The organism is Streptomyces niveiscabiei (assembly GCF_033794345.1).
In the GTDB taxonomy this organism is placed as follows: domain Bacteria; phylum Actinomycetota; class Actinomycetes; order Streptomycetales; family Streptomycetaceae; genus Streptomyces; species Streptomyces niveiscabiei.
Window position 1 is genome coordinate 101669 of the sequence record NZ_JARAYJ010000031.1, and the last position, 23207, is coordinate 124875.

A 23207-nucleotide genomic window follows, 5' to 3' on the forward strand; every position below is an offset into this window, starting at 1 on the left:
CGTCGTCACGCCCCAGTGAGCTTCGCGAACTTCGCTTCGAATGCGGTCTCCTCGCTCGCGCTCAGCGAGCGGAAGGAGTGCGACTTGGCCTGCATCGCCTTGTCCGGGATGATCAGCGGATTGTCCGCCGCGTCCGGGTCGATCTTCGCCAGCGCGTCCTTGACCCCGTCCACCGGGCAGACGTAGTTGATGTACGCGGCGAGCTGGGCGGCCGGTCCGGGCTCGTAGTAGTAGTCGATGAGCCGTTCGGCGTTCGTCTTGTGGCGCGCCTTGTTGGGGATCAGCAGGTTGTCGCTGGACGTCATGTAGCCGCTGTCGGGGATGACGAAATCGACGTCCGGGCTGTCCGCCTTCAGCTGGACGACGTCACCCGCCCACGCGATGCACGCGGCCAGGTCGCCCTTGGTGAGGTCGGCGGTGTAGTCGTTGCCGGTGAAGCGGCGGATCTGGCCGTTGTCGACGCCCCTCTGGAGGCGCGCGATGGCCGCGTCGTAGTCGTCCGCCGTGAACCTCGCCGGGTCCTTGCCCATGTCCAGCAGGGTCATGCCGACGCTGTCGCGCATCTCCGTGAGGAAGCCGACCTTGCCCTTCAGCTTGCGGTTGTCGAGGAGGTCGGACACCGACGTCACCTCGACCCCGTCGAGCGCCTTCTTGTTGAACGCGATGACCGCCGAGATGCCCTGCCAGGGGTACGAGTACGCCCGTCCCGGGTCCCAGTCGGGCGTGCGGAACTGCGCGGACAGGTTGGCGAAGGCGTGCGGCAGGTGGGACGCGTCCAGTTTCTGGACCCACCCCAGGCGGATCAGGCGCGCGGCGAGCCAGTCGGTGAGGACGATCAGGTCGCGGCCGGTGTCCTGGCCCGCGGCGAGCTGCGGCTTGATCTTGCCGAAGAACTCGCTGTTGTCGTTGATGTCCTCCGTGTACCGGACGGATATCCCGGTGCGCTTGGTGAACGCGTCGAGCGTGGGGTGCCGTTTCCCGCTGTCGTCGACGTCCATGTACTCGGTCCAGTTGGAGAAGGTGACGGTCTTCTCCTTCGCCGAGCGGTCGTCGGCGGACGTGCCGCCCTCGGTCTTCCCGGCGGCCGGGATGCCGCAGGCGCTCAGCGTCCCGAGACCGGCCAGGCCCAGCGCGCCGCCCGTCGAGGCGCGCAGCAGCGAGCGCCGGGTCAGCGCGGCCCGGCCGCTGCGCAGGCTGCGCCTCATGGCCGCGAGCTGGGCCGGTGACAGGCGGTCGTCGGGCTCGTACTGCTCCATGCGCGTGCTGCCCCTTCCGGACGGACGACGGTCGACTCAGCGGCTTTCCGGGCCACCTGTGAACACCGTGCGGTGCCAGGGTTTGCGGGCCGCCGCCGTGTTGTCGAACATGACGTGCTTGATCTGGGTGTACTCCTCGAACGAGTACGGTGACATGTCCTTGCCGTAGCCCGACTGCCGGTACCCCCCGTGGGGCATCTCGCTGACGATCGGGATGTGGTCGTTGACCCACACGCACCCCGCGCGCAGCTCCCTGGTGGCCCTGTTCGCCCGGAACACGTCCCGGGTCCACACGGACGCCGCGAGACCGTACGGGGTGTCGTTCGCGAGCCCGATGCCCTCGTCGTCGCCGTCGAAGGGCAGGGCCACCAGGACGGGGCCGAAGATCTCGGACCGGACGATCTCGCTGTCCTGCGGGGCGTCCGCGATCAGGGTGGGGAGATAGTACGCGCCGTCCCTGTCCTTCGGGCAGGCCCCTCCGGTGACCACCCGCGCGTACGCACGCGCGCGGTCGACGAAACCCGCGACCCGGTCCCGGTGCGCGCGCGTGATGAGCGGGCCGAGGTCCGTGCCGTCCGCGAAGGGGTCCCCGAGCCGGACACTCTCCATCAGCGCCGCCGTCCGCTCCACGAACGCGTCGTAGAGCGGCCTCTGTACGTACGCGCGCGTGGCCGCCGTGCAGTCCTGGCCGGCGTTGATCAGCGCGCCCGCGACGGCGCCGTTGGCCGCGGCCTCCAGGTCGGCGTCGTCGTGCACGACGAACGGGGCCTTTCCGCCGAGCTCCAGGTGGACCCGCTTGACCGTCTCCGACGCGACCCGCGCGATGTGCTTCCCCACGGCCGTCGAGCCCGTGAACGACGTCATCGCGACGTCCGGGTGCGCCACGAGGTGCTCCCCCGCCTCGGCTCCCGTGCCGCTGACGACGTTCACCACGCCGTCCGGGATGCCCGCGTCCGTCGCCGCCCGCGCGAACATCAGCGCCGTCAGGGGCGTCAGCTCCGAGGGCTTCAGCACGATCGTGTTGCCCGCCGCGATCGCCGGGAGGATCTTCCACGCGGCCATCTGGAGGGGGTAGTTCCAGGGCGCGATCGAGCCGACCACGCCGATCGGCTCCCTGCGCACGTACGACGTGTGGTCCGCCGAGTACTCCCCCGCCGACTGGCCCTGCAAGTGGCGGGCCGCGCCCGCGAAGTACGCCGTGTTGTCGATCGTGCCGGGCACGTCGAACTCCCGCGTCAGCCGCAGGGGTTTGCCGCACTGGAGCGACTCCGCCCGCGCGAGGTGCTCCGCACGGTCCGCCAGGGTCTCCGCGAGGCGGTGCAGCGCGTCCGACCGCTCCGCGGGAGTGGCACCGGCCCAGGCGGGGAACGCGGCCCGCGCCGCGGCCACCGCCGCGTCGACGTCCTGCGCCGAGGCCGGGGTGTAGGTCAGGACGGGGGTGTTCGTCGCCGGGTCGGTGATCGTGTGGGTCGTGGAGGAGGTGCCTGGGGTGAGGCGGCCTGCGATGTACTGGGCACCCTGGGAGAAACGTTCCAGCTCGGGTGAGGTGTCTCGCATGCCGTGTTCCTCCGTCTTCGCCCCTGTCTCGGTGTTCGACTCGGGGGCGTAGCTCTGGTCGGATTTGAGTGCCGATCCTGACAGAGGTGTGGTGTACCAACAAGTGATTCCGTTGTTGCCTTTTGGTTACGCGACGGAATCTGTCGAGGGGGTGGGTGGGGGTGGGGGAAAACGGGGGTGGGTTGTCGGTGGTGGCTGCGATGCTTCGGGTACGGAGGTCGAGGGGGTTGATGTGGAGGGCATGGGTGTGGAGAAGATCGATTCTCGGGAGGCGCTCGTGCGGGCCCTCCGGGCGGGGGGCAAGGTCAAGTACCTGCACTTCTGGGGGCACCGGCCGAGTTCCGACGGGCGGGTCGGGGCCGGGTGCCTCAGCCAGTGGTGGGAGTCGCCGTTCACCGTCGACGGGGTGCGCTACCCGACCGCCGAGCACTGGATGATGGCCGAGAAGGCCCGCCTCTTCGGTGACACGGAGGCCGAGGCCGCCGTCCTCGCCGCCGGACACCCGTCCGTCGCGAAGAACGCCGGGCGGCTTGTCCGGGGGTTCGACGAGGGCGTGTGGGTGCGCGAGCGGTTCCGGATCGTCGTCGAGGGGAGCGTGCACAAGTTCCGGAGCGATCCGGGCTTGCGGGATTTCCTGGTCGGCACGGGGGAGCGGGTGCTGGTGGAGGCGAGTCCCCTGGACCGGGTCTGGGGGATCGGTCTTGCGGCTCGGGATGCGGGGGCGGGGGATCCTGAGCGGTGGCGGGGGTTGAATCTGCTGGGGTTCGCGTTGATGGAGGCTCGGGGGAGGGTGGGGTGAGGGGGCTGCTGGGGTGGGGCTCGTTTGCCGTGAGGGCGTCGTACGTCTTGGTGGTGGGGCAGGGGGCCTTCTTCAGGGCGGCGCGCGCGTCGGGGGTTTGTCCCCCGCACCTGTCCTCGACGCGGGCCGGTTTCTTCCTGGTGGCGCGTGCAGGTGCTTTCCGGTTACGGCTCCGCACCTCGGTGCCCGGGGGTCGTGAAGTTGCCGGGCTGCCTGCCGGTCGGGCGCGTACGGGTCTTGTGGCTACGCATCCACGCCTTGGTGCCCGGGCTCGCGGAGCCGGTGAAGCGCCGAGGCGTCAACTCGCCGGGCGCCGGGCTCGCCGGGTCGACTGCCAGTCGCGCACGTGCCGTCAATCCACGCATCAACGCCCAAGGCTCGCAGAGCCCGTGAAGCACCGGGCCGTCAACTTGGCGGGCGATCGGCCGCCTGCTCCCGCGCGCGTGTCTTCCGGCTACGAATCCGCACCTCGGCACCCGAAGCCAACGGAGTCGCCGGAGCGCCGGCTTGCCCGGCCGCCCGGACGCCGGTCACCTGGCTCCTTGGTCGCCCGGCGTGTTCATGGGAGGCGTTCGGAGGTCTGTCCCGGGGAGCGTTCGTCTCGGGGCGTGGGCGGGGCTTCGCCGGTCTCATCAGGTCGTGATGACCACTACCGCCAAGCCCGCCGACAGCAAGGTCCCCGCGACTCCGCAGATGATCCCCGCCAGCGCGTGGCCGCCGTTCGTCGCCTCGCCCCTGGCCGCTTTGCGGCGGCCGAGGATGCCGAGCACAACGCCCAGGATGCCGAGCACGAACGCCACCGGCCAGAGGCAGAACCCCAGGGCCGCGAGGATGCCGGTGATCATGGCGGAGGTGCCCAGGCCGTTGCTCGGGGGTGTGCCGGGCCAGCCGTAGTAGGGCGGGGCGGGGAAGCCGCCGGGGTTGGGGACGCCGGGAGTGTGCACTCCCGGGGCGGGCATTCCGGGACCTGGTGTTCCGACGCCCGGCATGCCGGGGGCCTGGGGGCCGGGAAACGGTCCGCCGCCCGGCGCCGGTGGGGTGGCGTAGGGCGCGGGGTAGGCGTAGGCGGCCGGGTAGCCGTAGGGGGTCGGGCCTGGGCCGTCCGGGGCTATGGGGGGTGGGGGGACGTGACCGGTGGGGGGTTGAAGGGTGGGTGGCGCGAAGGCGTTGGGGGGTGCGTAGGGGCCGGGGGGTTGAGCGAAGGGCGGGGTGTCGGCGGGCGGAACGTTTGCGGGCGGGGCGTTGTTCGGCGGAGCCGCGAACGGGTCGGGCCACGGCTGAGGAGTTGGGGCCAGGGCCGGGGAGGAGGTGACCGTCCGGTGGTCGTGCGGGGAAAGGGCCGGGGGCTGGTCGGCGGGCGGGGGCGTCTTGTCGTAGGCGGGGGTTGCGGGAGCGTCGTACGCGGGCGCTGCGGCACCGTCCTTCGCCGGGGGCGTGTAGCCGTCGTGCGCGGGGAGCACGGAGCCGTCGTAGGCGGGCGCTGCGGCACCGCCGTCCGCCGGAGGTACGGAGCTGTCGTCCGTAGAAGCCTCGGACCCTCCGTACGCGGGCGCGGCGGCACCGCCGTTCGCCGAGGGCGCGGAACCGTCGTACGCGGAAGCTGCGGCGTCATCGTTCGCCGGGCCGGCAGCGGCGTACGCGGGGGTCCCGGGGCCGTCGTGGATCGTGGGTGTCGGTGAAGGCTTCGGCTCCGGTGTTGTCGCGCACCGTTCCTCCACCGCCGGCGGTGGGCCGAGGGGGACGCCCGAGCCGAATGTGCCCTCGGCGGGTGGCGCCCAGGGGGTGGACGGGGGTGTCGTGCTGTCCGGTATCGCGGTACCCGGCGGGGGTGTCACCGTGTCCGGCGTACCGCTGGCGAGCGGAGGCGTCGCCGCGTCCGGCCTCGCGGCCTGCTCCTCCGCCGCACCCGCCGAAGCTCGCGTGCCCTCCGCCGGAGGCGCCCACGGGCCGGGCGCCGGAACTCTGTCCTGAACCCCGTCGCCCTCGGGAACCGCCTCGACGGGCCACCCGTCCACGGAACCGGCGTCGCGCGGCCCGCCGGAACGCGCCCCGCCGTCGGTCACCGCGGCTCCGGGCACCCCGCCCCCGACAGCCGCATCCCCTTCAGACACCGCTCCACCGCCCGCGCGCCCCTCGGTCGCCCCCGGCCCGGACGCTCCCGCGCCCCTCCCCCAACCCTCCGGGGAGGCCTCGTCCTCCCGTCCGTCCCGCGTGTTCTCCGTCATGGCGCCGGCCCCCTCTTTCCCGTCCCGCCCATGCTAAATCCCCCCTCCTTCCGCACAGTCCCCGCCTAGGATGATCGGGAACCGATCAGCCGATCACCCGCGCCCGGGGTCTCCCCGGAGGCGCTGTCCCGGAGGGACTCATGAGCAACGCCGTACCCGCATCCCCCGACCTGCGCGCGTTCATCGCCGGTCTGCCCAAGGCCGAACTCCATGTTCACCATGTGGGCTCCGCGTCGCCCAGGATCGTCGCGGAGCTGGCGGCCCGGCACCCGGACGCGAAGGTGCCGACGGACCCCGAGGCGCTCGCCGACTACTTCACCTTCACGGACTTCGCGCACTTCGTGGAGGTGTACCTGTCGGTCGTGGACGTCATCCGCACCCCGGAGGACGTCCGCCTGCTGACCTACGAGGTCGCACGGGAGCTGGCCCGCCAGCAGGTGCGGTACGCCGAGCTGACGATCACCCCCTTCTCCTCGACCCGGCGCGGCATCGACGCGAAGGCGTTCATGGACGCGATCGAGGACGCGCGCAAGGCCGCGGAGAAGGAACTCGGCACCGTCCTGCGCTGGTGCTTCGACATTCCGGGCGAGGCGGGGCTGGAGTCGGCGGAGGAGACCGTCCGGCTCGCGACGGACGACCGGCTGCGCCCCGAGGGCCTCGTGTCCTTCGGCCTCGGGGGGCCGGAGATCGGGGTGCCCCGGCCGCAGTTCAAGCCGTACTTCGACCGCGCTATCGCCGCGGGCCTGCGCTCGGTGCCGCACGCGGGGGAGACGACGGGACCGGGCACGGTCTGGGACGCCCTGACCTACCTACGTGCTGAACGCATCGGCCACGGCACGAGTTCCGCCCAGGACGAGAAACTCCTCGCCCACCTCGCCGCCGAGCGGATCCCGCTGGAGGTCTGCCCGACCTCGAACATCGCCACGCGCGCGGTCGCGCACCTCGACGAGCACCCGATCAAGGAGTTCGTCCGCGCGGGCGTGCTGGTCACGGTCAACTCGGACGACCCGCCGATGTTCAGCACCGACCTCAACAACGAGTACGCCGTCGCCGCCCGCCTCCTCGACCTCGACGAGCGCGGCATCGCCGGCATCGCGAAGAACGCGGTCGAGGCGTCGTTCCTCGACGAGGCGGGGAAGACGCGGATCAAGGACGAGATCGACACGTACACGGCGCAGTGGCTGGCACCGTGAGCGGGCGGGCGGCGTGAGCGGGCGGGCGGCGTGAGCGGGCGGCGCCGTGAGTCGCTGACGCCGTGAGTCGCTGACGCCGTGAGTCGCTGACGCCGTGAGCGCTCACGTGAACGTTGCCGGGAACGGTGCCGGGAACGCTCACGTGAGCGTTGCCGTGAGCGCTCTCGTGACCGTGCCCGTGAACGTTGCCGTGAGCGTGCCCGTGAGCGCTCACGGCCCCACCACCCCACCCGCCCCAAAGCCCTCCGCCCGCCCCCGCGAGCCCCGCGTGCCGTGAGGCTTCGGCTCCCGTGACAATGGCCGTATGCAGACCCTGACGGCCGTGGCCCACCGCGGCGACCCCTACCGGTTCCGGGAGAACACCCTCGACTCGCTGCGTTCCGCGCTGTCGCGTGGCGCGGACGCGGTCGAGATCGATGTGCGGCTGACCAGGGACGGCGTTCCGGTCCTGCTGCACGACGAGACGCTGGGCCGGCTCTGGGAGGTCGACCGGCCGCTGGGGTCGCTGTCGGCAGCGGAGGTGCGGGGCATGACGGAGGGCGGCGTGCCGACGCTGGTGGAGGCGCTCGCCGCGACGGAGGGCGCCCGGGTGATGGTCGACCTGCCGGGGACGCGGGACGTGCGGGTCGCGCGGCGGGTCGTGGACGCGGTCCGCGAGGCCGGTGCCGCCGACCGCGTCTACTACTGCGCGGACGCCCGGGCGATGCTCGCGGTGCGCGGCGCCGACCCGTCCGCCGAGATCGCCCTCACGCACACGTCCCTCGCGCCGATCCGCCCGGCTCTCCTCGCCGCGATCCGCCCCCGCTGGCTCAACTACCGTTTCTCACTGGTCGATCGCCCTCTCGCCGAACGCGTCCACCGGGACGGCCACCTCCTGTCGGCCTGGACCCCCGACACGGCCCGCTCCCTGCGCCGCCTGATCGACCTGGGGGTCGACTCGATCACCACCAACAGGATCGACCTGCTGCACGGGTTGAGAGGCGGGGAGTAGCAAGTCGCGGCCGGGGACGGCGACTTGGGCGGACGTTCACAGGGCGGACCACTGAGGGACCGTCGCCGGGTCAACCGGCGTGGTTCGTGTGGCGTATTGGGGGACGGGGGTGTCGTCGGACCCGGTGTCGCGGACCATGCCGTAGCGGATGGCGCCCTGCGGCGGCCCGTACCGGAGGTCCTTCTCGATCTCCTCGCGGGCGGCGGGGAAGACGATGATGCCGTAGTCGGCGCCGCGTTCGTTGACGGTGAGGGTGACGGAGCCGTCGAGGTAGAAGTACTCGTTCTGCCACATCTGTTGGGTGCCGGCGGGGAGGACGGCGTAGCCGATGGCGGGGCCGCCCATGCCGGTCGCGTAGCCGTCGGGGGCGCCTGCCAGCGGGTCGTCCATGCGGCGTCCGCCGGCCGAGGCGACGTGGAACAGCTTGCCCTTCAGACCGGTCCAACTGGGCATGACCAGTGCGCCCGGACGGGACCTGGGCGAGATCTGCCAGCGCACGAGAACGTACCCCTGGCCGGTCAAGTCCACGTGGTCGCCCCGGTGTTGCATGACCGCCTTGGCGCCACCGCTGCTCGTGACGCCGGACGCGGGGCGCCGAGGAAGGCTCCCCGGTGGGGTGTCGGGGTCGGGCGCGGTGTCGACGGCGTCCACGACGCTGCCGTACACCGCCGTCTCCTCCGTCGGGGTGGCGCTCGGACTCGGGGACGGGGAAGGGGAGTTGAGGGGGGCCGGGGTGGGGGTCGTCCCGGCGGTGGGGATCACGACGGCATGTTTCGGGGGGTCGTCCGGGGTCTGGACGACGACGTACGCGCCGCCCGCCACCAGGGTCGCGCCCGCGGTCATCGCGACGGCCGGTTTGGTGAGCGCTCCCACGACCTTCGCGGACCAGCCGACTCCGGTCGCCGCGGCGGCCGTTTTGCCGCCGAGGGCGAGGGAGAGGGTGAAGCCGACCGGGACGGGGACGAGGGCGATGCCGACGAGGAGGCGTTCGGCGGGGACGACGGGTTCGCGGGTGTCGCCGCAGTAGGCGCAGCCCCGGATGTGCCGGGCGAGGCGTTTGCGCCAGACGGAGTCGGGGCGGCCGTGCCAACGGGCGGTCAGATCACGGAGGTTGGGGCAGGCGCCGTCGAGGGCGCGGACGATTCCCCTGGAGACCTCCAGGCGTTCCTTCACGCGCTGGACCCGTACGGCCGCGTGCTGGCGGCTGATGCCCAGCGCCGCGGCGAGTTCGCGCCGGGTGAGGTCGCCGGAGACCTCCAGCCACCACAGGGACAGGAGTTGGCGGTCCTCCGGGTCCAACCAGGGGACGGCCTCGGCGACTTCCTTGCGCTGTCCCTCCAACTGGAGCCTGAGGACGGTCAGTTCGGCGAAGTCCGCGCTGTCGTGCGGGTCGTTCTCGTCGAGGCGCTGGGGCGGGGTGCGGCGGCGGGCCCGGTCGCGGATCTGGCGCATGGCTATCGCGACGAGCCAGGAGCGGAAGCTGTCCGGATCGCGCAGCGCGCCGAGGTTGCCGACAGCCCTGAGCATCGTCTCCTGCACGACGTCGTCGACGTCCGCGTGTCCGTTCAGCGCCCTGCCGACGATGTTGTAGACGAGCGGCAGCCAGACCTGGACCAGTTCGTCCAGCGCCCGCCGGTCACCGGCCTGCGCGGCGGCGATCACACCGGCCCAGTCACCACCGGCACGCCGGGCTCGGCCGTCCGCTTCCATTCTCATACCAGCACCTTTTCAGCCGGGGGCGGGCCGTTGGCAATGTCGGGGATCACAGGAGGGGACGGGGCGAGGGAGGCGGGGATAACACTTTTCGGGCGGGAGGCGTCCTGTCCTACCGACCCCCAGGCGTCAACCCCTGGGACATCGTGGGGTGTTGGCGCGGCCGGAGTCCGGATTCCCTCACCCCGGCCGGCGGCCGGCGCTCGGCCTCTCTCCCGGGCGTGAACGCGGCAGCTCAGCGGATCGTCAAGGCGGCAGTGCGGTGACCGCGAGGCCCCGTCCGGTGGACCACCCGGCTTTCCCTATACCCCACCGGGGTATAGGGTGGGAGCCCCGTACCCCCCTGGGGTATATCACCGGAGAGGCAGAACAGGGAGCCCGCCATGAACCCCCTCCAGAAGATCAGCGCTTTCGGTGCCGCGCTCACCGTGTCGTTCGGGGCCGCGTACGGGGTGGGCGCGGTGGTCGGCCCGTTCGACTCCGGCACGGACTCGGAGAGCTCGGCTCACCAGAGCGACTCGCACCAGAGCGACTCGCACCAGAGCGACTCGCACGAGAGCGGCTCCCACGAGGGCGGCGGCTCCGCGGAGTCCGGCGGCCGGAGCACCCCCCTCGTACCCGCCGGGCTCCAGGTCAGCGAGGGCGGGTACACGCTGGACCTGGAGAGCGGGGCGCTGGCGGCGGACAGGGCCGGGGTGATCAGGTTCGCCGTACGGGGGACGGACGGCAGGCCGGTCACGTCGTACCAGGTCGAGCACGAGAAGGAGCTGCACCTGATCGTGGCCTCGCGGGACCTGACCGAGTACCGGCACCTGCACCCGACCCGGGCGGCGGACGGGACGTGGAGCACGCCGGTGAGGCTGACCGAGCCGGGCAGCTACCGGGTGTTCGCGGACTTCACGCCGGGCGGGGGGAAGGAGAACCTCACGCTGGGGTCGGATCTGACGGTCGCCGGGGCGTACGCGGCGGAGCGGGTGCCGGCGCAGGTGAACAGGGTGACCGTCGACGGGTACACCGTCGCGCTGGACGGGGAACTCGCCGCCGGGAAGGGGAGCGAGCTGCGGTTCACGGTCAGCAAGGAGGGGAAGCCGGTGAGGCTGGAGCCGTACCTCGGGGCGAACGGGCATCTCGTCGCGCTGCGGGCCGGGGACCTCGCGTACCTGCATGTGCATCCGCACGACGACGAGGACGGCGCGGCTCAGGTGAGGTTCACGGCGGACGTGCCGAGCACGGGTACGTACCGGCTGTTCCTGGACTTCAAGGCCGACGGGAAGGTGCGCACGGCGGCATTCACCGCGGGTACGGACCAGCACTCCCACGGATGAGTGCGGATGACCGCGGCATGGCCGTCTTGACCGGTGTTTGAGAGGGTGACGAGTCGTCCATGGGAAGCCGTTGAACCCCTCCTGACCTGCGATGACAGTAGATTGACAGGGGATTCGGCTGACTTGTAGGACGTGGGGGTCAGGCTCTTCCACAGGTCTTTCCTAAGGACGATCGTGTCCCTTCCTCCCCGTGTCCGCGTGCTGCGCGCGACACGTCTCATAGGCGTTCCGGCCGCTGCGGCGGCCCTCTGTCTGGCCGTCGCGGGCAGCGCGTCGGCGTGCGACATCCGTGACTTCTCCGCGTCGGCCGAGTGCGGCGCGGACGGCCACGGCTTCATCCGCGTCACCGACGTGGACCCGACCGGCACCTCGGCCACCGTCTCGGTGCAGGTCAAGCTCTCGATGCCGGACGACCAGTACCGCGACATCGGCAGCAGGACGATCGAGCACTCCTCCGCGCAGGGCACCAGCGTCGACATCCCGGTCGACTGGACGCCGGACTGGACGTACCGGGTCCACGTCAAGGCGGGCGGGTTCGTCGACGAGGACATCACGCCGGCGCTGGTGACCCCGTCGAAGGCGTGCCCCGCGTGGTACCCGGCGCCGAGCCCGACCCCGTCGGCCCCGGACTCGCCCTCGCCGTCTCCCTCGTCCTCCTCCTCGACGGCGACCTCGCCGTCCCCGGAGCCCTCCGGCTCCGCCCCGGCCGCCCCCGCGGGCAACGCCGCCACACCGGCGGGCGGTTCCACCCACCTCGCCGAGACCGGTGCGAGCGACTACACCGCTCCGGCCGCCGGGATCGCCGTGGGCATGATCGTCGTCGGCGCGGGCACGGTGTTCGCGCTGCGCCGCCGCAAGGCCTCCGGCAACTGAGGCGTCCCCGCACCCGGAAGGCCCGCGGCTCCTTGATCCCAAGGAGCCGCGGGCCTTCCGTGCGTCTCCGGTCCATTTTTGACCAGCAGCGGTCCGAAGCGGACCGGGACATTCCCCTTCCGGCCCCCTACGTTGGAACGGAGCCCTGACCCCAGGGCCGGCACGCGGTACGGGAACGAGGAAGCGACGGCGATGGTTCAGGGCACCCTCCGAGACACCTTCCACCGCCGGCTCGACGAGTCCGACGCGGTGCTCGTCGGCGCGGGCGCCGGGCCGAGCGCGGCGGCCGGTACGACTACGGCGACGCCGACCGGGTCCGGGACCCGGGCGAGCGACTGGCAAAATGGCTGAGCCAATTCCAAGTGGCTGAGTGGCTGAGTGGCTGAGCCACTCGACCACCGACCGCACCACCACACCACCCCCGCCGACCACCCGCCCGGCGCCGACCAACTGGCCAAGTGGCTCAGCCACTCAGCCACTGCCCCGGCGTCATCCGCCACCCCCAGGAGAACCTCGTGCGACACACCCCCGGCGCCCGCCCGGTCCGTATCGACCCGCACCACCCCGAGGTCCCCGCCGCCCTCGGCGGAAGAGCCCTGTCGGTCCCGGTGCGGGCGGACGACTTCCTGGTGCCCTGAGATGCCGGACTTCCCCCTGACCCCGCCGACGTTCCTCACCCCGCGCAGGGGCCCCCGGGTCCTCCCCCTCGCCGAGTACCGCACGGACGTCGCCCTGGACACCCCGTTCCACCCCACCGCACCCCCCGCCCCGGCGGACCGGCTCGACGAGCACGTCCGCAACGCACTGCGCCTCATGAACGGCGACCCGGCGACGGCCCGCCTCGGCCTGGTCCCCGGCTCGCTCCCGGAGTTGCACGACCCCGCGACCGCACGCCAGGTCCTGCGCGCCCTGCTGACGGTGCGCGACCCCGGCCCCCTCCCCGAGGGCACGGACCGCGAACTGGACGCGCTGCTGGGCGGCGAACGCGGGCTCCGCCCGACGACCGCACCGGCCGGACTCCCCACGGCCCCCACCCCCGACGGCCGTACGTCCCTGTGGCGCGGCGACATCACCACCCTCGCCGCCGACGCCATCGTGAACGCCGCGAACAGCGGCCTCCTCGGCTGCTTCCGCCCCCTGCACCCCTGCATCGACAACGCGATCCACTCGGCGGCGGGCCCGCGTCTGCGGGACGACTGCAAGACGGTGTACGACGCGCAGGGCGCCCCCGAACCGACGGGGGTCGCGAAGGTCACCCGGGGTTACCACCTCCCCGCGCGCTACGTGCTGCACACGGTCGGCCCGGTCGTCCAGGGCCGCCCGGCGCAGGGCGACGCGGACGCGCTGGCCTCGTCGTACCGCGCCTGCCTGGACCTCGCGGCCGAGCTGGACGACGTCCGCACGGTCGGCCTGTGCGCGATCAGCACCGGCGTCTTCGGCTACCCGAAGGAGGAGGCGGCCCCGGTGGCGGTCCGTACGGTCACGGAGTGGCTGGCCGAACACCCCGGCCGGTTCGACCGGGTGGTGTTCACGGTGTTCGGCGAGGACGACGAGACCGCGTACCGCCGGGCGCTGCGGCACTGAACCCCACCCGACGAGGACCGGACGCCGACGTCAGGGAACCCGTCGGCCCACGCCCGGGGGCCCACCATGACGGCCGGGCTCGACACGACCGTACGACTATCACCCCGTACGACCACACCGAGCCCGGCCCACGCCACCCATCGACCAGCCCCCGCACACCACCGGCCACCCCGCCGCCGGCGTACCCCCTACCCCCCCTACACCCCCACCGGCTCCTGAACCGGCGTCTCATCGGCGGCCTTCACCAGCGCCTCCCCCTCGATGTCCACCTTCGGCAGCACCCGGTCGAGCCACTTCGGCAGCCACCAGGCCCGGTCCCCGAGCAGCGCGAGGACCGCCGGCACGATGGCCATGCGGACGACGAACGCGTCGAGCAGAACGGCCGTGGCGAGCCCGAAGCCGATCATCTTGATCATGGACTCGCTCTCGCCGATGAACCCGGCGAACACGGCGATCATGATGAGCGCGGCGGCGACGACCACGCGGGCGCTGTGCCGGAAGCCGGAGACGACGGCTTCGTGGGCGGAGTCGCCGTGGACGTAGCCCTCGCGCATGCGGGAGACGAGGAACACCTCGTAGTCCATGGCGAGTCCGAAGACGATGCCCACCATGAAGATCGGCATCAGGCTCATGATCGGACCGGTCTGGTCGACCCCGAAGAGGCTCGCCGCGTGGCCGTCCTGGAAGACGACGACGACCGCGCCGAGCGCCGCGAGGACGGACAGGAGGAAGCCGAGCGCCGCCTTGAGCGGGACGAGGACCGAGCGGAAGACGACCAGCAGGAGCAGGATCGCGAGGCCGACGACGGTGACGAGGTACGGGATCAGCGCGCCCTGCACCTTGTCGGAGACGTCGATGTTGAGGGCGGTGGTGCCGGTGACCTCGAACTGCGCGCCGGTCGCCCGCTCGACCTCGGGACGGTCCGAGCGGATCGTCTTGACCAGCGTCTTCGTCTTCTCGTCGGTCGGCGCGGTGGCGGGCGTCGCGCTGAACACGGCGGTGTCGCCGGCCTTGTCGAAGCGGGCCGGGGAGACCGAGACGATGCCCTTGGTACCGGCGATCTCCTCGCTGATGGTGGACGCGGCGGCCTTGGCGTCACCGGTGCCCTTGGCGTCGACGACGATCGTGAGGGGGCCGTTGAACCCGGGTCCGAAGCCGTCGGCGAGGGCGTCGTAGGCCCGCCGCTCGGTGGTGGACGTCGGCTTCGCCTCGTCGCCCGGCATACCGAGCTGGAGTCCGGTCACGGGCAGCGCGAGGGCGCCGAGTCCGACGACGCCGAGGATCATGACGGGGAGGGGACGCCGCAGGACGAAGCGGGCCCAGCGGGTGCCCATGTTGTCGGGGGCGGCAGAAGTCCCGGTGCGATGATCGGACTTCTTGCGCTCTGCCCTCTTCAGTACCGCGTTCGGCCAGAACCCCAGCAACGCCGGCACAACAGTCAACGCGACCAGCACCGCGACAACCACCGCCCCAGCCGCCGCCAGCCCCATCTTCGTCAGCATCGGAATCCCGACGACAGCAAGCCCGGCCAGCGCGATGACCACGGTCAGCCCGGCGAACACCACAGCCGACCCGGCGGTCCCCACGGCCAGCCCGGCCGCCTCCCGCGCGTCCCGCCCCTTGCCCCGCTCCTCCCGGAACCGCGACACGACGAACAACGCGTAGTCGATCCCGACGGCCAGCCCCAGCATCATCGCGAGCGTCCCGGTGCTGCTGGACAGCCCCAGCGCGTCCCCGAGCAGCGTGATCGACAGCATCGTGATCGCGACCCCGATGATCGCCGTCAGCAACGGCAGCCCGGCAGCCGCGAGCGACCCGAACGTGATGAGCAGGACGACGGCGGCGACGGCGATGCCGATGGCCTCGGCGACCCCGCCGGGCCCGGCGCCCGCCTCCATCGCCGTACCGCCCGCCTCGACGGTGAGCCCGGCGGCACGGGCCTGGTCGATGGCCTTGTCGAGTGCGTGGTGACTGGCGTCGGAGACCTCGGTCGCGGTCACCTTGTAGGTGACGACGGCGTACGCGGTGGACCCGTCCTCGCTGACCGCCTTCGCGGTGAACGGGTCGGCGACCCCGGCGACCTGGGACCCGTCCTTGAGCGAGGCGACGGCCTCTTCGACGGCGTTCTTGTTCTCGGTGGCGGTGACCTTCTGCCCGTCGGGGGCGACGAACACGACCCGTGCGGTGGCGCCGTCGGCCGCCGCGCCCGGGAAGCGCTGCTCCATGAGGTCGAAGGCCTTCTGGGACTCGATGCCGGGCATCGAGAACTCTTCGTCGGTGGTGCCGGGGGCCTTCATGGCGCCGAGGCCCACGAGGGCGACGACGGCGGCCCAGATCAGGACGACGTACCAGCGTCGTCGGAAGGCCAGGCGGCCCAGTCGGTGCAGGAAGGTGGCCAAGGCAGTACTCCAGAATCTCGGGTTCGTCTCAAGCCTCCTTGGGCAGGAGCCCTTTGGCGTCGTACCGTCGTTCCCACTTGGACCTGCTGAAACCGTGGAATGCCCTACCGAAACCGTGGTACTTCCGCAGTCCCCGCCTCCTACCCGAGGACTACACCGAGGACGTCCGTCAGAACCCGTGCGGAGAGGGACGCACGAGCCCGGTCTGGTACGCGATGACGACGAGCTGGGCCCGGTCGCGGGCGCCGAGCTTGGTCATGGCGCGGTGGATGTGCGTGCGCACGGTCAGCACGCTCAGCGTCAGCTCCCCGGCGATCTCGTCGTTGGACTTCCCCTCGGCCGCGAACACGGTGACCTCGCGTTCCCGGGGCGTCAGTTCGGCGAGTTTCTCGGGGGCGGCGAGGAGGTTGCCGGGCGCGGCCGGGGAGGTGAGGAACCGGGTGATCAGCGCCCGGGTGGCCCCCGGCGACAGCAGCGCCTCCCCGGAGGCGACGACTCGGATGCCGTTGAGCAGGACGTCGGTGGTGACGTACTTCCCGAGGAACCCGCTGGCCCCGACTTTGAGCGCCTGGGCGACGTACTCCTCGGTCTCGAACATGGTCAGCACCAGCACCCGGGTCCCGCACAGCTCGTCGTCGGCGCAGATCTCGGCCGTGGCGGCGAGTCCGTCCGCGCCCGGCATGCGGATGTCCATCAGGACCACGTCGGGCCGCAGCTCCCGGGTCAGCCGTACGGCCTCGTGCCCGTTCGCGGCCTCCCCGACGGCCTCCATGTCGTCGCAGGAGTCGATGAGCAGGCGGAAGGTGCCGCGCAGGAGGGCCTGGTCGTCGGCGAGCAGGACACGGATCGTCACAGGGGTGCCTCGTCTTCGGGGTGGCTGCGGTGGTGCAGGGGGAGGGCCGTGGTCACCTGGAAGCCGCCCTCGGGGCGGGGCCCGGCGTGGAGGTCGCCGCCGACGGAGTGGGCGCGTTCGCGCATCCCCATGAGGCCGAAGCCGCCCGGGACGGGAGGCGCGAGGGCGGTGCCCTCGTTGGTGACGGTGATCAGGAGGCGGGAGCGCTTGTAGGCGAGGCGGATCTCGGCGCCGTGGCCGTGCCCGTGCTTGGTGACGTTGGTCAGCGCCTCCTGGATGATCCGGTACGCGGTGAGGTCGACGCCGGGCAGGAGGGGCTGGGGGTCGCCCTCGACGACGACCGTGACGTCCAGGCCCGCCGAGCGGCAGCCCGCGATCAGGTCGGGGAGGCGGTCGAGGCCCGGGGTGGGTTCGAGGGGGTCGGGGTCGTCGGGGCTGCGCAGGATGCCGACGGTCGCCCGGAGTTCGAGGAGCGCCGAGGACGTCGTGCCGGCCAGCTCGGCGAGGATCTTCTGGGCCTGCTCGGGGTGGGTGCGGGCGAGGTGGGCGGCGGTGCCCGCCTGCGCGTTGGCGACGGCCATGTGGTGGGCGACCACGTCGTGCAGCTCGCGGGCGATGCGCATCCGCTCCTCGGTGACGCGCAGGCGGGCCTCCTCCTCGCGGGTGCGTTCCGCGTGCGCGGCCCTGGCCTGCACGGATTCGAGGTAGGCGCGCCGCAGCCGGGAGCGGGAGCCGACGGCCACGGGGAACAGCAGCCACAGTCCGGTGCCGACGGTCTTGAGGAGGAACAGGTTCCAGGTCGGGTCGACGGCGACGCCGGTGACGGCGAGGGCGCCGGCCGCGCTCCAGCCGTACAGGCGGCTCGTCCGGTGGTCCGTGAGGGCGGCCGTCCAGTACAGCGCGGCCATGACCGGGGCGAGGAGCATCGGGCTCGGCAGGTAGCCCATGCCGACCAGCACCATGGCGCACACGGTCGTCAGGACCAGGACGCCGCGTGTGTGCAGGCGGCAGCTCAGCACGGCGAGGCTGGAGACGACCGCGACCACCTCCGGGGACCAGTTCTCCGGCGGCGGGTTCCCGTCGGTGCTGATGGAGGCGCCGAACAGGACGCAGGCGTACAGGGCGACCGCCGTCACCGCGTCCACGGTCCGCGGGTGCAGGTCGGCGTACCGCTCCAGGCTGCTGGCCATCGGTCCTCTCCGGCTCGGTGCTGCTCGTCCACCATGAACGATGCCTGGTCGCACCGGCCGGGACATCCTGCCTGAGCTGGCGATGCGCCTACCGAAGGCGGAGGACGGCGTACTGCGTCTGCGGTACGCCGTCCTGGATGGTGTTACGCGTCGAGCGACGTCATGACGTGCTTGATCCGCGTGTAGTCCTCGAACCCGTAGCCCGACAGGTCCTTGCCGTAGCCGGACTTCTTGAACCCGCCGTGCGGCATCTCGGCGACCAGCGGGATGTGCGTGTTGATCCACACGCACCCGAAGTCGAGCCGCTTGGACATGCGCATGGCGCGCCCGTGGTCCTTGGTCCAGACGGAGGAGGCCAGCGCGTAGTCGACGCCGTTGGCCCACTCGACGGCCTGGTCCTCGTCGGTGAAGGACTGGACGGTGATGACCGGCCCGAAGACCTCGTTCTGGATGATCTCGTCGTCCTGCTTGAGCCCGGAGACGACGGTCGGCGCGTAGAAGTACCCGGTCTCGCCGACCCGGTGCCCGCCCGCCTCGACCTTGGCGTGCGCGGGCAGCCGCTCGATGAACCCGGAGACCTGCCCCAGCTGGTTGGGGTTGTTGAGCGGGCCGAAGAGCACGTCCTCGTCGTCCGGGTGCCCGGTCTTGGTGTCGGCGGCGGCCTTGGCGAGCGCGGCGACGAACTCGTCGTGGATGGACTCCTGGACGAGGACGCGCGTGGCGGCCGTGCAGTCCTGGCCCGCGTTGAAGAAGCCGGCGACGGAGATGTCCTCGACGGCCTTGGCGAGGTCGGTGTCCTCGAAGACCACGACCGGGGCCTTGCCGCCCAGTTCCAGGTGGACGCGCTTGAGGTCCTTCGACGCGGACTCGGCGACGGACATGCCGGCCCGCACGGACCCGGTGATGGAGGCCATGGCCGGAGTGGGGTGCTCGACCATGCGGCGGCCGGTGTCGCGGTCGCCGCAGACGACGTTGAAGACGCCGGTCGGCAGGATCGAGCCGATGATCTCGGCCATGAGGACGGTCGACGCCGGGGTCGTGTCGGACGGCTTCAGCACGACCGTGTTGCCCGCGGCGATGGCCGGCGCGAACTTCCAGACGGCCATCATCATCGGGTAGTTCCAGGGCGCGACCTGCGCGCAGACCCCGACCGGCTCGCGCCGGACGATGGAGGTCATGCCGTCCATGTACTCCCCGGCGGAGCGCCCCTCCAGCATCCGCGCGGCGCCCGCGAAGAAGCGGATCTGGTCGACCATCGGCGGTATCTCCTCGCTGCGGGTGAGCCCGACCGGCTTGCCGGTGTTCTCGACCTCGGTGGCGATGAGTTCCTCGGCGCGCTCCTCGAACGCGTCGGCGATCTTCAGCAGCGCCCGCTGCCGCTCGGCGGGGGTGGTGTCGCGCCAGCCGGGGAACGCGGCTGCGGCGGCGGCCATGGCGGCGTCGACGTCGGCGTCGCCGGACAGGGGGGCGGTCGCGTACGCCTCGCCCGTGACGGGGTTGACGACCTCGGTGGTCCGCCCGTCGGCGGCGTCACGGAACTCGCCGCCTATGTAGTTGCGCAGCCGACGCAATTCGGTGCTCACGGCCGGTCCCTCCCAGAGTTCAGGTGTCCACTTGCTGAGACACCCACCCTAATCCGCCGTATCGTTACTTCAACACCCCCGATCCCGCCACTCTTACGAAATCCGCAGTTCCTGGCCACCACAACGACGGATTTCATCGAAACGGCCTTGCGGGACGAATGAGACGTCATGCAGAGTGGCCCTCGTGGCCAACCGAAGCACCGACAAGCCCCCCGGCAAGCACCTCGACTCCGTGAGCCTCGCGATCATCGAGCAGCTCCAGGAGGACGGCCGCCGCCCCTACGCGGCGATCGGCAAGGCCGTCGGCCTCTCCGAGGCGGCCGTGCGCCAGCGCGTCCAGAAACTCCTCGACCAGGGCGTCATGCAGATCGTCGCGGTCACGGACCCACTGACCGTCGGCTTCAGGCGGCAGGCGATGGTCGGCGTGCACGTCGAGGGCGACGTGGAGGCGGTCGCCGACCGGCTCACGGCCATGGACGAGTGCGAGTACGTGGTGATGACGGCCGGCTCCTTCGACCTGATGGTGGAGATCGTCTGCGAGGACGACGACCACCTCCTGGAGGTCATCAACCACCGCATCCGGGCCGTTCCCGGCGTGCGCTCCACCGAGAGCTTCGTCTACCTGAAGCTCAAGAAGCAGACCTACATGTGGGGAACCCGATGAAGGACCTGAGCAAGTCCGCCTACGACCACCTGTGGATGCACTTCACCCGCATGTCGTCGTACGAGAACTCCCCCGTCCCGACGATCGTGCGCGGCGAGGGCGCCTACATCTACGACGACCGGGGCCGCCGCTACCTCGACGGCCTGGCCGGCCTCTTCGTCGTCCAGGCCGGGCACGGCCGCACCGAGCTCGCCGAGACGGCGTTCAAGCAGGCGCAGGAGCTGGCGTTCTTCCCCGTCTGGTCGTACGCGCACCCGAAGGCGATCGAGCTGGCGGAGCGCCTCGCGGGCGAGGCCCCCGGCGACCTGAACAAGGTGTTCTTCACGACCGGCGGCGGCGAGGCCGTCGAGACGGCGTGGAAGCTGGCCAAGCAGTACTTCAAGCTGACCGGCAAGCCGACGAAGCACAAGGTCATCTCCCGGACGGTCGCCTACCACGGCACCACCCACGGCGCCCTCTCCATCACCGGCCTCCCCCCGCTGCGCGCCCCCTTCGAGCCGCTCGTCCCCGGCGCGCACAAGGTCGCGAACACCAACATCTACCGCGCCCCCATCCACGGCGACGATCCGGTCGCCTTCGGCCGCTGGGCCGCCGACCAGATCGAACAGCAGATCCTCTTCGAGGGCCCGGACACGGTCGCGGCGGTCTTCCTTGAGCCCGTCCAGAACGCGGGCGGCTGCTTCCCGCCGCCGCCGGGCTACTTCCAGCGGGTGCGCGAGATCTGCGACCAGTACGACGTACTGCTCGTCTCCGACGAGGTGATCTGCGCGTTCGGGCGGCTCGGTACGACGTTCGCGTGCGACAAGTTCGGCTACGTACCGGACATGATCACCTGCGCGAAGGGCATGACCTCGGGCTACTCCCCCATCGGCGCCTGCATCGTCTCCGACCGCCTCGCCGAGCCCTTCTACCGGGACGGCAACGCCTTCCTGCACGGCTACACCTTCGGCGGCCACCCCGTCTCCGCGGCCGTCGCCCTCGCCAACCTCGACCTCTTCGAGCGCGAGAACCTCAACCAGCACGTCCTCGACAACGAGGCCGCCTTCCGCGCGACCCTGGAGAAGCTCCACGACCTCCCGATCGTCGGCGACGTCCGCGGCAACGGCTTCTTCTACGGCATCGAACTCGTCAAGGACAAGGCCACGAAGGAGTCCTTCGACGCGGAGGAGACCGAGCGCATCATCTACGGCTTCCTCTCCAAGGCCCTCTTCGACAACGGCCTGTACTGCCGCGCCGACGACCGCGGCGACCCGGTCGTCCAGCTCGCGCCGCCGCTGATCGCGAACCAGGAGACGTTCGACGAGATCGAGCAGATCCTGCGCCGGACGCTGACGGAGGCGTGGTCGAAGCTCTGATCGTCTGATGTACGGCCCCGTGCGCGCCCGTTCGAGTGAGAAACGGCGCCGCGGGGCCGTGTGCTGTCCGGCATTCCCTGGACCCCTTGCCTAGCGTGCAGTGACCGATCACCCCTGCCTTTCGTTCCCCCGGACGGGGGAAACGGCACGGGAACTACGGATCTGAACGAAGGTGTACGCCCATGGAGGCCCCGCCGGACAACGACGTGCTCTGGGCACGCTCCCTGCACTTCACGCACCGCGACGGCACCCCCGGCCTCGGCGGTGTCTCGGTGGGCGTCCGCGAGGGCGAGATCCTCGCCGTCACCGGCCCGCGCGGAAGCGGCAAGACGACGCTGCTGCACTGCCTCGCCGGCCTGACCCCCGCCCAGCGCGGCGAGGTCTGGTTCAACAGCGTCCCCGTCCACACGATGGGCCCGGTCGCCCGCGAACGGCTCCGCCGCGACCGCTTCGGCTGGATCGACCCGGCGCCGACGCTGGTCCCCGAACTGAACGTGTGGGAGAACGCGGCGCTGCCCCTCATGCTGCGCGGTACGAGCCGCCGGCGCGCCAAGGCCGCCGCGCTGGAGTGGCTGGAGCGGCTCGACGTCGGGGACAAGGCGCGTGCGCGGCCCGGGGAGTTGACGCAGGCGCAGCGGCAACGGGTGTGCATCACCAGGGCGTTGGCACCGGCGCCGTCGGTCCTCTTCGCCGACGAACCGACGGCACCCCTCCACCAGGCCGACCGGGCCCACGTGTTGAGGACCCTCACGACAGCGGCCCGCTCCCACGGCATCACGGTGGTCCTGGCGACGAACGACCCCGACACGGCGGCGCTGGCCGACCGCACGATGCCCCTCCTGGACGGCCGCCGCGTCACCACCGTCCACCTCCCCCCGCCCACCGACCCGGAAGGCCGCCCCGCGTGCTCGCTCTCCGCCTGACCCGAGCCGCCCACCCGGCGGTCCACGCGCGCCGCCTGGCGGTCTCGGCGGCGGCAGCGGGAACGGGCTTCCTGCTCCTCTCCACGCTGGGCCACGCCCTGACCCACCCCGAGGCGGCGGCGTCCTCGGCCCTGCGCCTGGCCTGGTGCGCGATCCCGCTGACGGCGACGGTGTACTTCGCGATGGCGGTGGCCCGCACCGACCCGGCGACCCGCCCCCGCCCGGGCCTCGCGGCGATCGGCCTCGGCCCGGCCCGCCTGATGGCGGTCTCGGCGACGACAACAGCCCTGTCGACCCTCTTCGGCTCGATGCTGGCGCTCCTGATCTTCCTGCACCTGCGCGGCGACCTGACCGGCCTCCCCTTCGACGGAGCCGCCTCCGACTTCCTCGCCGCCGACCACCCCCTCCCCCTGCCGGCCTCCCTCACCCTCCTCGCCCTGGCCCCCCTGACCTCCTCAACAGCGGTAGCCCTGATGCTCCGCCCGAGAGACACCCAGGTAGCAGCCCACGCAACCCACCGGGCCTTCAGCGGCTTCAGCAAACGAACCACCCGAGAAACCTTCGGCTCATACGGAAGATTCGGAGCGCGGAGAAGCGCACAGGAAAAGAAAAAAGCACCAGACAACGCCCCGCACCCACTCCACCCCCCTGCCGTAGCTGCGGGCAGTCGTGCCGCTAGGGGCGGCACGGGTGGGCGCAGCGGCACCCCGCAAGCGCGGGCAAG

Annotated in this window: 18 protein-coding genes and 1 pseudogene; 11 read left to right on the plus strand and 8 right to left on the minus strand. The window is 71.7% G+C overall.

The window, feature by feature from the left end:
* Positions 1-5: 5 nt before the first annotated feature.
* Both PV682_RS32830 and PV682_RS32835 read right to left on the minus strand, forming a co-directional pair.
* On the minus strand, positions 6-1256 hold the full coding sequence (locus PV682_RS32830) for a polyamine ABC transporter substrate-binding protein (RefSeq protein ID WP_319735406.1): 1251 nt from the start codon (positions 1254-1256) through the stop codon (positions 6-8).
* Between the two features lie 36 nt (positions 1257-1292).
* Entirely contained in the window at positions 1293-2813 is a 1521-nt protein-coding gene (locus PV682_RS32835) for a gamma-aminobutyraldehyde dehydrogenase (RefSeq protein WP_319735407.1), read from the minus strand.
* Positions 2814-3054: 241 nt separating this feature from the next.
* Between PV682_RS32835 and PV682_RS32840 the strand changes: the two genes are divergently transcribed.
* The gene (locus PV682_RS32840; RefSeq protein WP_319735408.1) at positions 3055-3612 is read left to right on the plus strand and encodes an NADAR family protein; all 558 of its coding nucleotides are present in this window, start codon (positions 3055-3057) and stop codon (positions 3610-3612) included.
* A 632-nt stretch (positions 3613-4244) separates the two neighbouring features.
* Here PV682_RS32840 and PV682_RS32845 read toward each other — a convergent pair.
* Entirely contained in the window at positions 4245-5675 is a 1431-nt protein-coding gene (locus tag PV682_RS32845; RefSeq protein WP_319735409.1) for a DUF4190 domain-containing protein, read from the minus strand.
* 302 nt (positions 5676-5977) lie between these two features.
* Between PV682_RS32845 and PV682_RS32850 the strand changes: the two genes are divergently transcribed.
* Together PV682_RS32850 and PV682_RS32855 are read left to right on the plus strand one after the other, a co-directional pair.
* Positions 5978-7030, plus strand: a complete 1053-nt coding sequence (locus PV682_RS32850) for an adenosine deaminase (protein ID WP_319735410.1) — start codon at positions 5978-5980, stop codon at positions 7028-7030.
* A gap of 304 nt (positions 7031-7334) precedes the next feature.
* Positions 7335-8021, plus strand: a complete 687-nt coding sequence (locus PV682_RS32855) for a glycerophosphodiester phosphodiesterase (RefSeq protein ID WP_319735411.1) — start codon at positions 7335-7337, stop codon at positions 8019-8021.
* Positions 8022-8057: 36 nt separating this feature from the next.
* On the opposite strand, the gene PV682_RS32860 is transcribed toward PV682_RS32855, so the two are convergent.
* A complete protein-coding gene (locus PV682_RS32860) occupies positions 8058-9731 on the minus strand; it encodes an RNA polymerase sigma factor (protein WP_319735422.1) in 1674 nt (557 codons plus the stop codon).
* A gap of 386 nt (positions 9732-10117) precedes the next feature.
* Between PV682_RS32860 and PV682_RS32865 the strand changes: the two genes are divergently transcribed.
* From PV682_RS32865 to PV682_RS32880, 4 genes are all read left to right on the plus strand, one after another.
* Positions 10118-11059 carry a hypothetical protein gene (locus tag PV682_RS32865; RefSeq protein ID WP_319735412.1) on the plus strand — a complete coding sequence of 314 codons (942 nt, stop codon included), beginning with the start codon at positions 10118-10120 and terminating at the stop codon, positions 11057-11059.
* Positions 11060-11233: 174 nt separating this feature from the next.
* Entirely contained in the window at positions 11234-11932 is a 699-nt protein-coding gene (locus tag PV682_RS32870; protein ID WP_319735413.1) for an LAETG motif-containing sortase-dependent surface protein, read from the plus strand.
* Positions 11933-12390: 458 nt separating this feature from the next.
* Complete coding sequence (locus PV682_RS32875; protein ID WP_319735414.1) at positions 12391-12570, plus strand: hypothetical protein; 180 nt, start codon at positions 12391-12393, stop codon at positions 12568-12570.
* A gap of 1 nt (position 12571) precedes the next feature.
* Positions 12572-13516 carry a macro domain-containing protein gene (locus PV682_RS32880; protein ID WP_319735415.1) on the plus strand — a complete coding sequence of 315 codons (945 nt, stop codon included), beginning with the start codon at positions 12572-12574 and terminating at the stop codon, positions 13514-13516.
* Between the two features lie 197 nt (positions 13517-13713).
* Here the strand turns inward: PV682_RS32880 and PV682_RS32885 are convergent, their stop codons facing one another.
* From PV682_RS32885 to PV682_RS32900, 4 genes are all read right to left on the minus strand, one after another.
* Positions 13714-15915 (minus strand): MMPL family transporter, encoded by a 2202-nt coding sequence (locus tag PV682_RS32885; RefSeq protein WP_319735416.1) that lies wholly within the window; start codon positions 15913-15915, stop codon positions 13714-13716.
* Positions 15916-16084: 169 nt separating this feature from the next.
* Positions 16085-16768, minus strand: coding sequence for a response regulator transcription factor (locus PV682_RS32890; protein ID WP_319735417.1), 684 nt, complete (start codon positions 16766-16768; stop codon positions 16085-16087).
* Positions 16765-17958: a sensor histidine kinase gene (locus tag PV682_RS32895; RefSeq protein ID WP_319735418.1), complete on the minus strand. Its 1194-nt coding sequence runs from the start codon at positions 17956-17958 to the stop codon at positions 16765-16767. Before PV682_RS32895 ends, PV682_RS32890 begins: the two co-directional genes overlap by 4 nt.
* A gap of 143 nt (positions 17959-18101) precedes the next feature.
* Positions 18102-19541: a gamma-aminobutyraldehyde dehydrogenase gene (locus PV682_RS32900; protein WP_319735419.1), complete on the minus strand. Its 1440-nt coding sequence runs from the start codon at positions 19539-19541 to the stop codon at positions 18102-18104.
* Between the two features lie 184 nt (positions 19542-19725).
* On the opposite strand from PV682_RS32900, the gene PV682_RS32905 reads away from it, so the two are divergent.
* The 4 genes and pseudogenes from PV682_RS32905 to PV682_RS32920 all read left to right on the plus strand — a co-directional run.
* Entirely contained in the window at positions 19726-20205 is a 480-nt protein-coding gene (locus tag PV682_RS32905; protein WP_319735420.1) for an Lrp/AsnC family transcriptional regulator, read from the plus strand.
* Positions 20202-21560 carry an aspartate aminotransferase family protein gene (locus tag PV682_RS32910; RefSeq protein WP_112472590.1) on the plus strand — a complete coding sequence of 453 codons (1359 nt, stop codon included), beginning with the start codon at positions 20202-20204 and terminating at the stop codon, positions 21558-21560. The genes PV682_RS32905 and PV682_RS32910 overlap by 4 nt, the downstream gene beginning before the upstream one ends.
* A gap of 182 nt (positions 21561-21742) precedes the next feature.
* On the plus strand, positions 21743-22483 hold the full coding sequence (locus tag PV682_RS32915) for an ABC transporter ATP-binding protein (protein ID WP_109364425.1): 741 nt from the start codon (positions 21743-21745) through the stop codon (positions 22481-22483).
* Positions 22465-23207 (plus strand): annotated as a pseudogene (locus PV682_RS32920) (hypothetical protein); the annotation flags it as partial. The gene PV682_RS32915 and the pseudogene PV682_RS32920, both read left to right, overlap by 19 nt.

What these genes read in the sequence shown, in the direction of transcription:
- PV682_RS32830 (WP_319735406.1), bottom strand. Translation starts at nt 1,256, where the DNA reads ATGGAGCAGTACGAGCCCGACGACCGCCTGTCACCGGCCCAGCTCGCG.
- PV682_RS32835 (WP_319735407.1), bottom strand. Translation starts at nt 2,813, where the DNA reads ATGCGAGACACCTCACCCGAGCTGGAACGTTTCTCCCAGGGTGCCCAG.
- PV682_RS32840 (WP_319735408.1), top strand. Translation starts at nt 3,055, where the DNA reads ATGGGTGTGGAGAAGATCGATTCTCGGGAGGCGCTCGTGCGGGCCCTC.
- PV682_RS32850 (WP_319735410.1), top strand. Translation starts at nt 5,978, where the DNA reads ATGAGCAACGCCGTACCCGCATCCCCCGACCTGCGCGCGTTCATCGCC.
- PV682_RS32855 (WP_319735411.1), top strand. Translation starts at nt 7,335, where the DNA reads ATGCAGACCCTGACGGCCGTGGCCCACCGCGGCGACCCCTACCGGTTC.
- PV682_RS32860 (WP_319735422.1), bottom strand. Translation starts at nt 9,731, where the DNA reads ATGGAAGCGGACGGCCGAGCCCGGCGTGCCGGTGGTGACTGGGCCGGT.
- PV682_RS32865 (WP_319735412.1), top strand. Translation starts at nt 10,118, where the DNA reads ATGAACCCCCTCCAGAAGATCAGCGCTTTCGGTGCCGCGCTCACCGTG.
- PV682_RS32880 (WP_319735415.1), top strand. Translation starts at nt 12,572, where the DNA reads ATGCCGGACTTCCCCCTGACCCCGCCGACGTTCCTCACCCCGCGCAGG.
- PV682_RS32895 (WP_319735418.1), bottom strand. Translation starts at nt 17,958, where the DNA reads ATGGCCAGCAGCCTGGAGCGGTACGCCGACCTGCACCCGCGGACCGTG.
- PV682_RS32910 (WP_112472590.1), top strand. Translation starts at nt 20,202, where the DNA reads ATGAAGGACCTGAGCAAGTCCGCCTACGACCACCTGTGGATGCACTTC.
- PV682_RS32915 (WP_109364425.1), top strand. Translation starts at nt 21,743, where the DNA reads ATGGAGGCCCCGCCGGACAACGACGTGCTCTGGGCACGCTCCCTGCAC.